Annotated in this window: 14 protein-coding genes and 2 tRNA genes; 10 read left to right on the forward strand and 6 right to left on the reverse strand. The window is 71.8% G+C overall.

Annotated elements, in window-relative coordinates; all coding sequences use genetic code 11:
• The first annotated feature begins 117 nt into the window (after positions 1-117).
• From HDG69_RS05015 to HDG69_RS05035, 5 genes are all read left to right on the forward strand, one after another.
• Positions 118-3,162, forward strand: a complete 3,045-nt coding sequence (locus HDG69_RS05015) for a UPF0182 family membrane protein (protein ID WP_171782620.1) — start codon at positions 118-120, stop codon at positions 3,160-3,162.
• A 99-nt stretch (positions 3,163-3,261) separates the two neighbouring features.
• Positions 3,262-3,335: transfer RNA gene (locus HDG69_RS05020), tRNA-Met, on the forward strand.
• A 157-nt stretch (positions 3,336-3,492) separates the two neighbouring features.
• Positions 3,493-3,566, forward strand: a tRNA-Met gene (locus tag HDG69_RS05025).
• A 160-nt stretch (positions 3,567-3,726) separates the two neighbouring features.
• Positions 3,727-3,996, forward strand: coding sequence for a DUF7218 family protein (locus HDG69_RS05030; RefSeq protein WP_171782621.1), 270 nt, complete (start codon positions 3,727-3,729; stop codon positions 3,994-3,996).
• Positions 3,997-4,119: 123 nt separating this feature from the next.
• Complete coding sequence (locus HDG69_RS05035; RefSeq protein WP_171782622.1) at positions 4,120-4,623, forward strand: dsRBD fold-containing protein; 504 nt, start codon at positions 4,120-4,122, stop codon at positions 4,621-4,623.
• 9 nt (positions 4,624-4,632) lie between these two features.
• Here the strand turns inward: HDG69_RS05035 and HDG69_RS05040 are convergent, their stop codons facing one another.
• Both HDG69_RS05040 and HDG69_RS05045 read right to left on the reverse strand, forming a co-directional pair.
• Positions 4,633-5,172 carry a DUF6596 domain-containing protein gene (locus tag HDG69_RS05040; protein WP_171782623.1) on the reverse strand — a complete coding sequence of 180 codons (540 nt, stop codon included), beginning with the start codon at positions 5,170-5,172 and terminating at the stop codon, positions 4,633-4,635.
• Positions 5,169-5,555: a YciI family protein gene (locus tag HDG69_RS05045; RefSeq protein WP_171782624.1), complete on the reverse strand. Its 387-nt coding sequence runs from the start codon at positions 5,553-5,555 to the stop codon at positions 5,169-5,171. Before HDG69_RS05045 ends, HDG69_RS05040 begins: the two co-directional genes overlap by 4 nt.
• 183 nt (positions 5,556-5,738) lie before the next feature.
• Between HDG69_RS05045 and HDG69_RS05050 the strand changes: the two genes are divergently transcribed.
• The 3 genes from HDG69_RS05050 to HDG69_RS05060 are packed head-to-tail and all read left to right on the forward strand — an operon-like array spanning position 5,739 to position 8,237.
• Complete coding sequence (locus HDG69_RS05050) at positions 5,739-6,611, forward strand: transporter substrate-binding domain-containing protein (protein ID WP_171782625.1); 873 nt, start codon at positions 5,739-5,741, stop codon at positions 6,609-6,611.
• Positions 6,612-6,615: 4 nt separating this feature from the next.
• Positions 6,616-7,485 carry an ABC transporter permease subunit gene (locus HDG69_RS05055; protein WP_171782626.1) on the forward strand — a complete coding sequence of 290 codons (870 nt, stop codon included), beginning with the start codon at positions 6,616-6,618 and terminating at the stop codon, positions 7,483-7,485.
• Entirely contained in the window at positions 7,482-8,237 is a 756-nt protein-coding gene (locus HDG69_RS05060) for an amino acid ABC transporter ATP-binding protein (RefSeq protein ID WP_171782627.1), read from the forward strand. Before HDG69_RS05055 ends, HDG69_RS05060 begins: the two co-directional genes overlap by 4 nt.
• 24 nt (positions 8,238-8,261) lie before the next feature.
• On the opposite strand, the gene HDG69_RS05065 is transcribed toward HDG69_RS05060, so the two are convergent.
• The 4 genes from HDG69_RS05065 to HDG69_RS05080 all read right to left on the reverse strand — a co-directional run bounded on the left by HDG69_RS05065 (position 8,262) and on the right by HDG69_RS05080 (position 11,247).
• Positions 8,262-8,642 (reverse strand): universal stress protein, encoded by a 381-nt coding sequence (locus HDG69_RS05065; protein ID WP_171782628.1) that lies wholly within the window; start codon positions 8,640-8,642, stop codon positions 8,262-8,264.
• A gap of 13 nt (positions 8,643-8,655) precedes the next feature.
• Complete coding sequence (locus tag HDG69_RS05070) at positions 8,656-9,771, reverse strand: calcium/sodium antiporter (protein ID WP_171782629.1); 1,116 nt, start codon at positions 9,769-9,771, stop codon at positions 8,656-8,658.
• Positions 9,772-9,838: 67 nt separating this feature from the next.
• Positions 9,839-10,294, reverse strand: a complete 456-nt coding sequence (locus tag HDG69_RS05075) for a SufE family protein (RefSeq protein WP_171782630.1) — start codon at positions 10,292-10,294, stop codon at positions 9,839-9,841.
• A gap of 29 nt (positions 10,295-10,323) precedes the next feature.
• Entirely contained in the window at positions 10,324-11,247 is a 924-nt protein-coding gene (locus HDG69_RS05080) for a sulfurtransferase (RefSeq protein WP_171782631.1), read from the reverse strand.
• 192 nt (positions 11,248-11,439) lie between these two features.
• Between HDG69_RS05080 and HDG69_RS05085 the strand changes: the two genes are divergently transcribed.
• Together HDG69_RS05085 and exaC are read left to right on the forward strand one after the other, a co-directional pair.
• Positions 11,440-12,726, forward strand: a complete 1,287-nt coding sequence (locus HDG69_RS05085; RefSeq protein WP_171782632.1) for a GAF domain-containing protein — start codon at positions 11,440-11,442, stop codon at positions 12,724-12,726.
• Between the two features lie 151 nt (positions 12,727-12,877).
• Entirely contained in the window at positions 12,878-14,401 is a 1,524-nt protein-coding gene (gene exaC, locus HDG69_RS05090) for an acetaldehyde dehydrogenase ExaC (protein ID WP_171782633.1), read from the forward strand.
• Positions 14,402-14,404 lie beyond the last annotated feature (3 nt).

Raw genomic sequence — 14,404 nt, forward strand, 5'->3', positions numbered from 1 at the left:
TCACGGCCCACTCGTGTGCAGGAATCGTGGGAACCTGGGGAGACGCCGGGGCGTTGACCAGACGTCCCCGCGTGTCTGCACGTGTCCCGTCCCGAGCACGAATGAGGTGCCCGCACCGTGTCCTTCGCCCCACCCCGTCGACCCGACGGACCGCCGCCAGTGAGGCGTCGGAGCCCGCTGCTGATCACGGTCGTGGTCCTGGCGGCCGTCGTCGCCGCACTCATCTTCCTGGCGACCTTCTGGACCGAGGTCCTGTGGTTCACGCAGGTCGGCTTCGCCAACGTCATCTGGACGCAGTGGATCGCCCGCGCCGTCCTGTTCGTCGTCGCCTTCCTGATCATGGGCGCAGCGGTGTTCAGCTCATTCACGATCGGCTACCGCTCGCGGCCCGTCTATGCGCCGTCGACGCCGGAGCAGGCGACGCTCGACCAGTACCGCGAGGCGGTCGAACCGCTGCGCAAGATCGTCACGTACGCCGGCCCGGTCGTGATCGCGTTCTTCGCGGGTGTGGCCGCCTCGTCGCAGTGGCGCACCGTGCTGCTGGCCCTCAACGGGCAGTCGTTCGGGCAGTCGGACCCGGAGTTCGGCATCGACATCGGCTTCTACGTCTTCACGTTGCCCGTGGTGCGCTTCGCCGTCAGCTTCTTCATGGCGGTCGTGGTCATCTCGGCCATCGCCGCGGTGGTGACGCACTACCTGTACGGCGGGCTGCGGATCGGTGCGCTGCCGGCCGGGATGTCGCGGACTACGACGGCGGCCCGCATCCATCTCGCCGTGCTCGGTGCCGTCCTGATGCTGCTCATCGCGGCGAACTACTGGCTCGACCGGTACAGCATCCTCACGAACTCGAACGAGCGGTACGACGGCGCCTCGTACACGGACGTGCACGCGGTGATCCCGTCCAAGGAGATCCTCATGGGGGTCGCCGTCCTGGTCGCCGCGCTCTTCGTGGCCGCCGCCTTCCGGGACACGTGGCGGCTGCCGGCGATCGGTGTGGGCCTCATGGTGGTCTCCGCGATCGCGATCGGCGGGATCTACCCCTCGATCGTCCAGCGCTTCCAGGTGGACCCGAACGCCCAGTCGCTCGAGGCGCCGTACATCCAGCGCAACATCGACGCCACGCTCGAGGCGTTCGCGATCGACGAGATCGAGTCCCAGCAGTACGACGCCACCACCGAGGTCACGGCGGGCCAGCTGCGCGACGACGCCGCGACCACGGCGTCCGTGCGACTGCTCGACCCCCAGGTCGTCAGCCCCTCGTTCCGCCAGCTCCAGCAGAACAAGCAGTTCTACAACTTCACCGAGAACCTGTCGGTCGACCGGTACGAGATCGACGGCGAGTCGCGCGACACCGTGATCGCGGTGCGTGAGCTCAACCTCGACGGCCTGGGCGAGCGGAACTGGACCGTCGACCACACGGTGTACACGCACGGCTTCGGCGTCGTCGCGGCCTACGGCAACCAGCCGGGTCCGGACGGTCAGCCCGCGTTCTTCGAGGGGGGCATCCCGACGCAGGGCGCGCTCACCGACATGTTCTCGGACGGCTACGAGCCGCGGATCTACTTCAGCCCGGAGGCGCCGACGTACTCGATCGTCGGTGCGCCGGAGGACGTCGACCCGTGGGAGCTCGACTACCAGGCCGACGACGAGGGCGGTCGCCAGGTGCTGTACCAGTTCCCGACGGACGAGGTCTCGGCCGGCCCGGAGATCGGGACGTTCGTCCAGAAGCTGCTGTACGCGCTGAAGTTCGGCGACGAGCAGATCTTCTTCTCAGACCGTGTCACGGAGGCCTCCCAGATCCTCTACGACCGGGACCCGCAGGAGCGCGTGGCCAAGGTCGCCCCGTGGCTGACCCTGGACAACAAGGTGTACCCGGCGGTCGTGGACGGTCGCGTCAAGTGGATCGTCGACGCCTACACGACCACCGACGCCTACCCGTACTCGACGGCGGCACCGATGCAGGAGGCGACCACCGACTCGCTGACGCTCGCCGCGCAGGGTGTCCCGGTCGACCTGCCCCCGGAGGTCAACTACATCCGCAACTCGGTCAAGGCGACCGTCGACGCGTACGACGGCACCGTGACGCTCTACGCCTGGGACGAGGAGGACCCGCTGCTGCAGGCCTGGAGCCAGGTCTTCCCCGACTCGCTGCAGCCGATCTCGGAGATCTCCGGCGACCTCATGTCGCACGTGCGGTACCCGGAGGACTTCTTCAAGGTGCAGCGGACGCTCCTGGAGCGGTACCACGTCACCGATGCGGTGCAGCTGTTCTCCGGCTCGGACGAGTGGAGGACCCCGGAGGACCCCGTCGCCGCGTCCGATGCGGCGGCGTCCAAGCAGCCCCCGTACTACCTGACGCTGCAGATGCCGGGTCAGGACGAGTCGGCGTTCTCCTTGACGAGCACGTTCATCCCCGGTGGCAACACCGACCGGGAGATCTTGACGGGCTATCTCGCGGCCGACGCCGACGCCGGCTCGGCCGAGGGTGAGGTCGCCGAGGGGTACGGCACGTTGCGGCTGCTCGAGCTGCCTCGTGACGCGACGGTCCCCGGACCGGGTCAGGTGCAGAACAACTTCAACTCGAACCCGACCATCTCCGAGCAGCTCAACATCCTGGGCCGCGGGGACTCCGTGGTGGTGCGTGGGAACCAGCTGACGCTGCCGGTGGGCGGTGGCCTGCTGTACGTGCAGCCGGTCTACATCCAGTCGGCGGAGGGCACGCAGTTCCCGCTGCTGCGGCGCGTGCTCGTGGCCTTCGGTGACCAGACGGGTTACGCGGAGACGCTGGACGAAGCACTCGACCAGGTGTTCGGCGGTGACTCCGGTGTCCAGGCCGGGGACGCCGACGAGGCGGAGACGGACGTGCCGACCGACGTCCCGACGGACGAGATCACGGACCCGGCGGCAGAGCCGACGGCCGAGCCGGAGGACCCGGAGACGCCGGCGGAGACCGAGGAGCCGGCCGAGACAGAGGCTCCTGCGGCGCCGACGGGTGACGCGCAGGCTCGCCTGAACGCTGCGTTGGCCGACGCCAACGAGGCCCTCACGGACGGCCAGACGGCGCTCGAGAGGGGCGACTGGACGGCGTACGGCGAGGCTCAGGAGCGTCTGCAGACGGCGCTGGAGCAGGCGCTCGCGGCCGAGGAGGAGCTCGAGGGCTGACGCCGACCGGACGGGTGGGGCGCGGGTGTGACCTGCGTCCCACCCGCCCGGGCCGGTTGGACTTCGGGCCGTCGGGTGCCGTAATGTTCCAGACATCGCCGCGGGGTGGAGCAGTTCGGTAGCTCGCTGGGCTCATAACCCAGAGGTCGCAGGTTCAAATCCTGCCCCCGCTACTCAGAGGATCGCGTCAGGCGGTCCGCCTCGAAAGGCCCTCGGAAACTTCCGGGGGCCTTTCGCTGTGTCGTGCCGTTGTGTCGTGCCGCTGTGTCGTGGGTCGCACGCTGCCAGGTGGATCCTGCACCAGGGATGCCGTAGTGTTCGAGACATCGCCGCGGGGTGGAGCAGTTCGGTAGCTCGCTGGGCTCATAACCCAGAGGTCGCAGGTTCAAATCCTGCCCCCGCTACTCAGAGGATCGCGTCAGGCGGTCCGCCTCGAGAGGCCCTCGGAATCTTCCGGGGGCCTCTCGGCGTCCCGGTGCCGAGATGCGACCACCGTGACGTCGGGGTCACGATGGCGCCGAGGCGACCGCCGTCGGGTGGCCGCCGGTGCGAAGGGAGAGAACCGTGCCGCGACGAGACCCCGGCCCCAGCGTGAAGGACGACGAGCTCTACGAGAAGCTCCGCGACGAGGGCAGCAGCAAGCAGAAGGCGGCGCGCATCGCGAACGCCGCGGCCAACGAGGGTCGCAGCAGTGTGGGCGCCAAGGGCGGTCGCTCCGGGTCCTACGAGGACTGGACGGTCGACGACCTCAGAGGACGCGCCGCCGAGATCGGGATCGACGGGCGGTCGAGCATGACCAAGGACGAGTTGATCGACGCGTTGCGCTCGCACTGAGCTGCGACAGCGGTCGGCCGACGTGGTCACGCGCGACGACCGGACCTCCGGCACGCGAGCCCCCCGTTCCGGGCGCACCATGGAGGCACACCAGGTGCTCGACGACGCGACGGAGGGATCATCATGAAGGCCTCGGTGGGCGACAGGATCGTGACGGCCGCCGGAGTGGTCGGGGGAGCGGTGCGCGACGGCGTCGTGGTGGAGTGTCCTCACGAGGACGGTTCCCCGCCGTACCGGGTGCGGTGGTCGGACACGGGCGAGGAGACGCTGGTGTTCCCCGGTCCGGACTCCCTCGTGCAGCCCACCGACGACGATGCCGGTGACCAGGTGCCCGACGTGCGCCCGGCGCGTGCGGTGACCTGGCAGGTGCAGGTGGCGCTGGTGGAGGCAGCGGGGAGCACCACGGCCGAGGCGGTGCTGGTGGCCGGCCCACCCGAGCACTCCGACGTGGGTGCGCTGCGGGCGGTCGGCCACGCGCGCAAGGACCCGGATGACGCCGAGGTGCCCGTCATCGGCGACGAGGTGGCGGCCGGCCGGGCGCTCCGGCGCCTGGCCGACACCCTGCTCGGCCAGGCAGAGGCCGACATCGCCGCGTCGACGGGGCAGCAGGGGCACGTGCACGCCTGAGTCGCAGGCTCAGGCGAGCGCGTCCCGTCGCAGTCGGAGGTGCGCGCGCTCGGCCTCGTTCCCGCAGAGGGCGCACGCGGCGTCGTAGGCGTCGCGCGCCTCGTCCGTGCGTCCGGCCCGGGCCAGCAGCTCGGCACGGACGGCGGGGAGCCGATGGCCGCGCAGCACGACGTCGGCCAGTGCGTCCAGCCCGGCGTCCGGACCGTGCACCTCGCTGACCGCGACGGCCCGGTTGAGCCGGACGACGGGGCTGCCCGTCAGCCCGACGAGCTCGTCGTAGCGGGCCAGGATCCGGTCCCAGGCCGTCGCGGTCGGTTGCGGGGCGATGGCGTGCTCGGCGGCGATGAGGGCCTGCAGCAGCATGAGGGCCAGCAGCGCATCGAGCTCGCGTCGGTCCGCCGTGGGCGGCAGGACGTCACGCAGCACGCGGACCAGACGGATCGCCTCGCCCGCCAGGTCGACCCGGACGACGGCGTCGCCGGAGCCGGGCGTGTACCCGGCGGTGAAGGCCAGGTAGGCGATGTCGGCGACGTCGTCGGTGGACGTCACGCCCCCGCGTCACCCGAGTGGTCGACGACCTGACGGACCTCGACGACGTCCTGCGTGCCCGGGAGGGCGGTGCCGGCGAGGACGCCGCAGACCTGCAGCAGGTCGTCGAGGTCGTCGGACTCGACGGTGTAGAAGCCGGAGATGTGCTCGGCGGCCTCGGCGTACGGGCCGTCGGTGACGGAGATGTTTCCGGCGGCGTCCTGGCGGACCGTCGTCGCCGTGTGCGCGGGCATGAGCTCCTCGCCGCCGGTGATCCGGTGGCCGCGTTCTGCCATGAGCCGCGCGAACGTCTCGTGGAGGCCGACGACGGTGGCCTTCTGCTCGGCGGTGGCGTTCTCCCAGGAGTCGTCGCTGCCGGGAAGCAGCACGGTGTAGGTGGTCATGGTGACATCGTCCTTCCTTCGGGTGGTCCTGACACCTTGATGACGGACGAGGACCGCCCGGATCGACATCGTCCGGCACTGTGACGAGCCGCACGGCCGCGAGGGATGTCAGCGGTACCGTGACGTGTTGTGATGCATCAGGTGGTGCGACCCCGCGCCGCTCCGTGACCTGGAGGATCTCCTGTGCGACCCCGCCCTGTGCTCGCCGTAGCGTTCGCCCCTGTCGTCGTCCTCGGCCTGGCCGCGTGCGGCCCCGACGACTCTCCCGCGGAACCCGCGACGTCGGCCGGTACCGAGGCACCCGCCGGAGCGGTCGGCTGCGACGCCGCCGACCTTCCCACGCTGACGTCCGGCACGCTGACCGTCGGCGCGTCCGATCCCTTCGAGCCCTGGTACGTCGGCGACCCCGCCGGCGGCGAGGGCTTCGAGTCCGCGCTGGTCTACGAGGTGGCGGACCGGCTGGGCTACGCGGCAGAGGACGTCGAGTGGACGTCGGTGACCTTCGAGCAGATCGTCTCGCCGGCGATCAAGACGTTCGACATCGCCGCGTACCAGACGACGATCACCGAGGAGCGTGCCGAGGCGGTCGACTTCTCCAGCCCGTACCTCACGAGCCGGCAGGGCGTCATCGTGGCCGACGACGGCGACTACGCCGACGCCACCGGCCTGGCGGACCTGGCCGGGGCGAAGATCGGTGTGACCGCCTCGCAGACGTCCCTGGCGGCCGCTGAGCAGGCCTGGGGCGAGGACGCCGACGTGGTGCCCTTCAGCGCCGCCGGTGACGGGATGACCGCGCTGACCTCGGGCACCGTGGACGCGATGGTGATGGACGTCGACCAGGGCGTGGCCGCCTCCACCGTGTACTTCCCGGACACCAGCGTCGTCGGGACGCTGCCCGACGCCGGCGAACCCGAGCAGCTCGGCCTGGTGCTCGACAAGGACTCCGAGCTCACCGCGTGCGTCTCCGCCGCCGTGGACGAGCTGGAGGCCGACGGCACCCTGGACGAGCTGCGCACGACGTGGCTCGCCTCGGACGACATCGAGCAGCTCTCCTGAGGCGATGACCGACTGGCAGCCGTCGGAGCTCGCCCGGGAGCGAGAGGCCTTCCGCCGCACCCAGCGGCGCCGGGCGCTCGCCGTGGCGACCGTGGCGACCGCCGTCGTCGTGGGAGCGGTCGCGTACGTCGTGGCCACGGCGCCGGGCTGGGAACGCGCACGGCAGGCGTTCTTCTCGCCCGAGCGTGCCGTCGAGGTGCTGCCCGAGGTCGCCGAAGGGCTGCTGCTCAACCTGCGCGTGTGGGTCGTCGCCTCGGTGGTCGGGCTCGTGGTCGGCCTGCTGCTGGCCGTGGTCCGCACCTCGCGGCTGCCCGCGCTCTTCCCGCTGCGGGTGCTGACGGTGGTCTACGTGGACGTCTTCCGCGGCGTGCCGGTCCTGCTGGTGCTCCTGCTGGCCGGCTTCGGGCTGCCCGCCCTGCGCCTCGAGTGGTTGCCGGTGAGCGCGGCGTTCCTGGGCGGGCTCGCGATCGTGCTGACGTACACGGCCTACCTGGCGGAGATCTTCCGCGCGGGTATCGAGTCGGTGCACCCCTCGCAGGTGGCGGCCGCACGCTCGCTCGGTCTCTCCCGTGGGCAGACGGTGCGCCGGGTCGTGCTGCCGCAGGCGGTCCGCAACGTCACGGCGCCGACGGCCAGCACGCTCGTCTCCCTGCAGAAGGACTCGGGCCTCATCTCGATCCTGGGTGCCGTGGACGCCATCCGGGCCGCGCAGATCGCGACCACCGGGGACTACAACTTCACGCCCTACGTCGTGGCCGGCCTGCTGTTCCTCCTGCTGTCGATCCCGCTCACGCGTCTGGTGGACGCCTGGTCCGCGCGGCAGGGCTGGCGCGGCCGCCTGCGCGGCGTGAGCGGCGGCGGGGTGATCCGATGAGCGCGTCGCTGCTGTCGTTGCGCGGCGTGCGCAAGACCTATCCCGGCCCCGGCAGGGGGGCGGCGCCCAAGGTCGTGCTCGACGGCGTCGACCTCGACGTCACCGAGCACGAGTGCGTCGTGCTGATCGGGGCGTCGGGGTCCGGCAAGTCGACCCTGCTGCGGGTGATCGACCTGCTCGAGGAGGTCGACGACGGCCAGGTGCTCCTCGACGGTGTCGACGTGGCCGACCCGTGGGTGGACGCGAACGCTGCCCGGGCACGCATGGCGATGGTGTTCCAGCAGTACAACCTGTTCCCGCACCTGCGCGTCCTCGACAACGTCACCCTCGCGCTCCGGCTGGTGCACGGCCGCGGCCGGGCGGAGGCCGCGGCGTCCGGCCTGGCCATGCTGGAGAAGGTGGGGCTGGCGCACAAGGCACGTGCCTACCCGGACGAGCTCTCGGGCGGGGAGCAGCAGCGAGCGGCCATCGCGCGGGCGCTGGTCGGCGCGCCGGAGCTGCTGCTCCTGGACGAGGTGACCTCCGCGCTCGACCCCGAGCTGGTGGGCGAGGTCCTCGACCTGCTGGTCGCGCTGCGCGACGAGGGCACGACGATGGTGGTCGCCACGCACGAGATGGGGTTCGCACGCGAGGTCGCCGACGAGGTGGTGTTCCTGCACGACGGCCAGGTCCACGAACGTGGTACCCCGGCACAGGTGCTCGACGACCCGCAGCGGGAGCGTACCCGCGACTTCCTGCGTCGCCTGCGCTGAGGCTCCGGAGGGCGTGCTCGCGGCTCAGGCCCCGTAGGCGTCCTTGACCACCAGGACGGGCACGGGGGAGTCGAGCAGGACCCGTTGCGTCGTGGTTCCCATGAGGAACGTGCCCTGGCTGGAGCGCTTGCGCGAACCGAGGACGACGAGCGTCGCCCCGGTCGACTCGGCGGCGTCCAGGATGGCGTCCGCGGGCTCGGTGAGCTCGTCGCGGGAGGTCACGACCGGGACGGCGCCGGCGTCGGCCAGCAGGGCCGTCAGCTCCGGGGGCGACGGGACGTCGGCAGGTTGCGGGTCCAGCACGAGCACGTGCAGCGGCAGGTCGCGACGCTCGGCCTCCGCCAGCGCCGCGCGGACTGCCGCCTCGCCGTGCGGGGAGACGTTGTAGGCCACGAGCACGGTCATGGGACCAACTCTGTCACACCTGTCGCCGCCCGCGGCGCAGCCCCAGCTCGTAGGCCGCCAGGGCGACGAGCCACACGGCCGTCACCGGCAGCACGAACCAGAGCATGGTGGCGCTGAAGGGTTGCAGCGCGGCGTGCTCGGTGGCGGCCAGCAGGACGAACGTGAGGTAGGCGAGGTACAGGGCCACGAAGAGGGCGCCCTCCCAACGCTTGATGATCTGTCCGGTGAAGGCCACCGGCAGCAGCGCCAGGGCGACCGCCACCATGAGCGGCAGATCGAAGTGCACGGCTGCGGGATCGACGCCGATCCCGCCCGGCGAGATGACGGCGGTCAGCCCCAGGACGGCGCCGATGTTGAAGATGTTGCTGCCCACGATGTTCCCGACCGCCAGGTCTCGCTCGCCCCGCCGCACGGCGATGATGCTCGTGGCGAGCTCGGGCAGCGAGGTCCCCACGGCGACGACCGTCAGCCCGATGACGAGCTCGCTCACCCCGAAGGTCGTGGCGATCTCGGTGGCCGCCCGCACGAGGAGCTGGGCGCCGGTCACCAGCAGCGCCACCCCGACCGCGACCAGCACCACGTCGACCAGGACGGAGCGTGCACGGGTGGTGCGGAACCGGCTCGTGGCGCCCTGACCGCCGGCGGTGTCCTCGGGCGCCGGCGGTCGGTCGGTCCAGCCGCGCCGGGAGCGCAGCACCGTGACGACGACGTAGCCGACCAGCAGCACGAGCAGCACGACGCCGTCCACGGTGCTGATCGTGCCGTCGAGGGCGAGCACCAGCGCGAGGACGGACAGCGCGATCATCACCGGGATGTCGGTGCGGACGACGCGGGAGGTGACCGCCAGCGGGACGACGATCGCCGAGATGCCCAGGACCAGCAGGATGTTGGCGATGTTGCTGCCGACGACGTTGCCGATCGCCAGGCCGGGGGAGCCCGACAGCGCTGCGCCGGCGCTGACGGCGAGCTCGGGGCTCGACGTCGCGAAGGACACCACCGTCAGTCCGACCACCAGGGCGGACATCCCCATCGTGCGCGCGAGGGAGGCTGCCCCGCGGACGAGGGACTCCCCGCCGCCGACGAGCAGCACGAAGCCGGCGAGGAGCAGCAGGACGCTCGAGAGGCTCACGCGCCCAGGGTACGGGCGGGTGAGCCTCTCGGCGGGTCGGGCACAGGGAGCAGCGCGGGGAGTCCCGTCAGGACGCTGCCAGCTGTTCGACGACCTGGCGCTTGGCGCGGGTCAGCATCCCTGCCATCCCGTTGAGGCGCAGCGCGCTGACCGCGCGGGTCAGGCCGAGCTGCAGCGGGAACTCCTCGGGCACGTCGAGGACCTGCCGGGGCGTGAGTCCGGACAGGCCCTGCGCCAGGATCGAGGCGAAGCCCCGGGTGGTGGGGGCCTCCGGCGGGGCCGAGGCGTAGAAGTGCACGACGTCGCCGTCCACCTCCGCGAAGGCGCGCACCGGTGACTGGCACTCCTCGACCTTCTCCAGCAGGCCGGGTGCCAGGGCGTACCGCTCGGGCAGCTCGGGCAGCTCGCGGGAGAACTCGAGCAGGAGCTGGAGCCGGTCGGGCTCGCTCAGCGCCAGGAAGTCCTCGCGGATCTCGGCGAGCTGTGCGGGCAGCTCGGCGGTGGTGGGCGCGTCGTCGGTCATGGTCCCAGTGTCCCTCAGGTGCCCCGGTCTCAGGCGGCCCGGCGCGGTGCCTCGCCCGGCTGGTCGCCGGCGACGATCGGCACGCGCACCGCGTTGCCCCACTCGGTCCAGGAGCCGTCGTAGTTGCGCACGTCCGTCAGGCCCAGGAGGAAGTGCAGCGCGAACCAGGTGTGGCTGGAGCGCTCGCCGATGCGGCAGTAGGTGATGACCTTGTCCTCGGCGCGGATGCCGAGCCCGCCCTCGGAGGGGTCGGAGAGGTAGATCTTCTCGAGCTCGGCGCGCGGCTTGTAGGTGCCGTCCTCGGCCACGGCCGTGGCCCAGGGGACGTTGTGCGCGGTGGGGATGTGGCCGCCGCGCAGCACACCCTCCTCGGGGTAGTCCGGGATGTGCAGGCGCTCGCCGGTGAACTCCTGCGGCGAGCGGATGTCCACGAGCGGGCCGTTGCCGAGGTGGGCGAGCACGTCCTCCTTGAACGCGCGGAAGGTGGAGTCGTCGCGGTCCACGGCGGGGTAGCCCGCCGGCTCGGGCGCGGGCACGTCGGTGGTCAGCTCCCGGCCCTCGGCGACCCACAGGTTGCGGCCGCCGTCGAGGAGGCGGACGTCCTCGTGCCCGAACAGGGTGAAGACCCAGGCGGTGTAGGCGGCCCACCAGTTGTTCTTGTCGCCGTACAGCACGATGGTCGTGTCGCGCCCGATGCCCTTGGAGCCGAGCAGGTCGGCGAACCCGGGGCCGTCGAGGTAGTCGCGCTCCACCGGGAGCAGGAGGTCGGTGTGCCAGTCGACCTTGACCGCGCCCGGGATGTGGCCGGTCTCGTAGAGCAGCACGTCCTCGTCGGACTCGACGACCACGAGGCCGGGGTCGTCGAGGTGGTCGGCGAGCCACTCGGTGGTGACGAGGCGCTCGGGGTGGGCGTACTCCTGCAGGCGGGGGTTCGGGTCCAGGGGTGCGGGCATGGTGTCCTCCGGTGGGTGCGTGGTCGGTGCCGCGTGGTCTGCCCACACCCTAGGCAGGCATCCACCAGCGACGACACCCGCCGTCCATGATGTGGGACCAGGATGTGAGACAGGTGCGCACGACGGGCGGTCGCGGCCGGCGCGCGGCTGCCTACACTGACAGCACCACCGCACGACGACGTCGGAGGCGCCATGCTGGACCCCGTTGCCGGGCAGGAGCCCGCCGCTCCTCGCACGCCCCCTGCGGGCCCCGCCCGCACGGCCCGGCGCGACCGGCGTTCGGTGCGTACCGCCTACGACAGGTTCCTCGGCACGGGGTCCCTCGCACCCGGGATCGACCCCCTCGTGGCCGCCTCCTGGCGACGCAGCCTGCTCAGCGGCGTCGACCCCGACGCGCCGCACGCGGACGGCGGGATCGACGACCGCGCGCTCGACGACTACCGCACGACCCACCCGCTGGCACCGTTCATGCCGCTCGTCCGCGACCTCGTCGTCGACCCCGCCCGTGACGACGGGCTGGTCGTCGCGATCGGCGACGACGTCGGCCGGCTCCTGTGGGTCGAGGGCGACACCCGCACCCGCACGACGGCGGAACGGGTCGGGTTCGTCGCCGGAGCGCTCTGGCGCGAGGAGGACGTCGGCACCAACGCCCCCGGCACGGCCCTGGCCACCCGGCGGGCCGTCCAGGTGCTGGGCGCCGAGCACTTCTCCCGACCGGTCCAGTCGCTCAACTGTGCCGCCGCGCCCATCCGCACCCCCGACGGTCAGGTCCTCGGTGTGCTGGACGTGACCGGGGGCCGCGCCGCCGCCTCACGGGTCGTGCTCTCCCTCGTCCGGGCGACCGTCGCCAGCCTCGAGCGTGAGCTCGCCGGGCGTGGCCCGGCTCCCGTCGCCCGCGCCGGCAGCACCCCTGTGCTGCGGCTCCTCGGCGCACCGGTCCTCCGCGGTTCCCACGGCGACCAGCGGCTCTCGCCGCGGCACGCCGAGATCCTCGCGCTGCTCGGCGCCCACCCCCGGGGGGTCACCGCCGAGGAGCTCGCCGTGCTGCTGCACCCCGGTGACCTGTCCGACGTCGCGGTCCGCGCCGAGATCTCCCGCCTGCGCCGGGCCGCCGCCGGGATCGTCACCGGCTCGCGCCCCTACCGGCTCGCCCCCGGCGCACGCAGCGACGTCGACGTCGTGCGCGAGCTCCTCGCCGTCGGACGGACCACGCAGGCGCTCGCCGTCTACTCCGGACCGCTGCTGCCCCGCTCGGTCGCCCCCGGTGTCGAACGCCTGCGGGCCGAGCTGACCGCGGAGGTGCGCTCCGCCGTCGTCGGCAGCGCCGACCCGGCCGCCCTCGACGCCTGGACCAGGACGGACGAAGGTGCCGACGACGTGGAGGCCTGGGCGCTCCTGGTGCGCCGTGCCGATCACGGCAGCCCGCTGTGGCACCGTGCGCGAGCCCACCTCGCCGTCGTCGACGCGGCCCTGCGTTGAGCGTCACAGCGCGGCGCTCCCCTCACCCCGGCCGCTGCAACGAGGCTGCAACCCTCCGCCGCCTAGCGTGAGCGCCACGGCGCGAGGAAGCGCCGTCGTCGGGCCCAGGGAGCCGACCGGGCCGACGCGAGTGCGCGAGGAGGCAGCACGCATGACCGTCTACACGCCACCGGGGCAGCCCGGGTCGATCGTCGAGTACCGCAGCCGCTACGACCACTGGATCGGCGGGGAGTACGTCGCCCCCGCCGGCGGGGAGTACTTCGAGAACCCCAGCCCTGTCACGGGGCAGACCTTCACCGAGGTGGCCCGCGGCACCGCGGAGGACATCGAGCGAGCGCTCGACGCCGCCCACGGCGCGGCCCCCGCCTGGGGTCGCACGTCCGTCACCGAGCGGGCCAACGTCCTCAACGCCGTCGCCGACCGCATCGAGGCGAACCTCGAGAGGATCGCCGTGGCCGAGAGCTGGGAGAACGGCAAGCCCGTGCGCGAGACGCTGGGCGCCGACATCCCCCTGGCGATCGACCACTTCCGCTACTTCGCCGGCGCCATCCGCGCCCAGGAGGGCTCGATCTCCGAGATCGACGGCGACACCATCGCCTACCACTTCCACGAGCCGCTCGGCGTCGTCGGGCAGATCATCCCTTGGAACTTCCCGATCCTCATGGCCACGTGGAAGCTGGCACCGGCGCTCGCGGCGGGCAACGCCGTCGTGCTCAAGCCCGCCGAGCAGACCCCGGCGTCGATCCTGTACCTGATGGACATCATCGGCGACCTGCTGCCCCCGGGCGTGCTGAACATCGTCAACGGGTTCGGCGTCGAGGCCGGCAAGCCCCTCGCCTCCTCCCCGCGCATCCGCAAGATCGCCTTCACCGGCGAGACCACGACCGGCCGGCTGATCATGCAGTACGCCTCGCAGAACATCATCCCGGTGACCCTCGAGCTCGGCGGCAAGTCGCCGAACGTGTTCTTCTCCGACGTGGCCGCCGAGCGCGACGACTTCTACGACAAGGCGCTCGAGGGCTTCACGATGTTCGCCTTCAACCAGGGCGAGGTGTGCACCTGCCCCTCGCGCGCGCTCATCCAGGCGGACATCTACGACCAGTTCCTCGGGGACGCCCTCGAGCGGACGAAGGCCGCCGTCCAGGGCAACCCCCTGGACACCGAGACGATGGTCGGCGCGCAGGCCAGCAACGACCAGCTCGAGAAGATCCTGTCCTACCTGGACATCGGCCAGGCCGAGGGCGCTCGCGTGCTCACCGGCGGCGAACGGGTCGACCTGGGCGGGGACCTCACGGGCGGGTACTACGTGGCGCCGACCGTCTTCGAGGGCAAGAACTCCATGCGGATCTTCCAGGAGGAGATCTTCGGGCCGGTGGTGTCCGTCACCGAGTTCGGTGACTACGACGACGCCATCAAGACCGCCAACGACACCCTCTACGGGCTGGGCGCCGGCGTGTGGACCCGCGACGGGACGACGGCGTACCGGGCGGGCCGGGACATCCAGGCCGGGCGGGTGTGGACCAACTGCTACCACGCCTACCCCGCGGCCGCCGCGTTCGGCGGGTACAAGGGCTCCGGCGTCGGGCGCGAGAACCACAAGATGATGCTCGACCACTACCAGCAGACCAAGAACCTGCTCGTCAGCTACTCGGGCGTGCGGGACGGGTTCTTCTAGGCC

It is taken from the genome of Isoptericola halotolerans (assembly GCF_013149785.1).
GTDB classification, from domain to species: Bacteria; Actinomycetota; Actinomycetes; order Actinomycetales; family Cellulomonadaceae; genus Isoptericola; species Isoptericola halotolerans.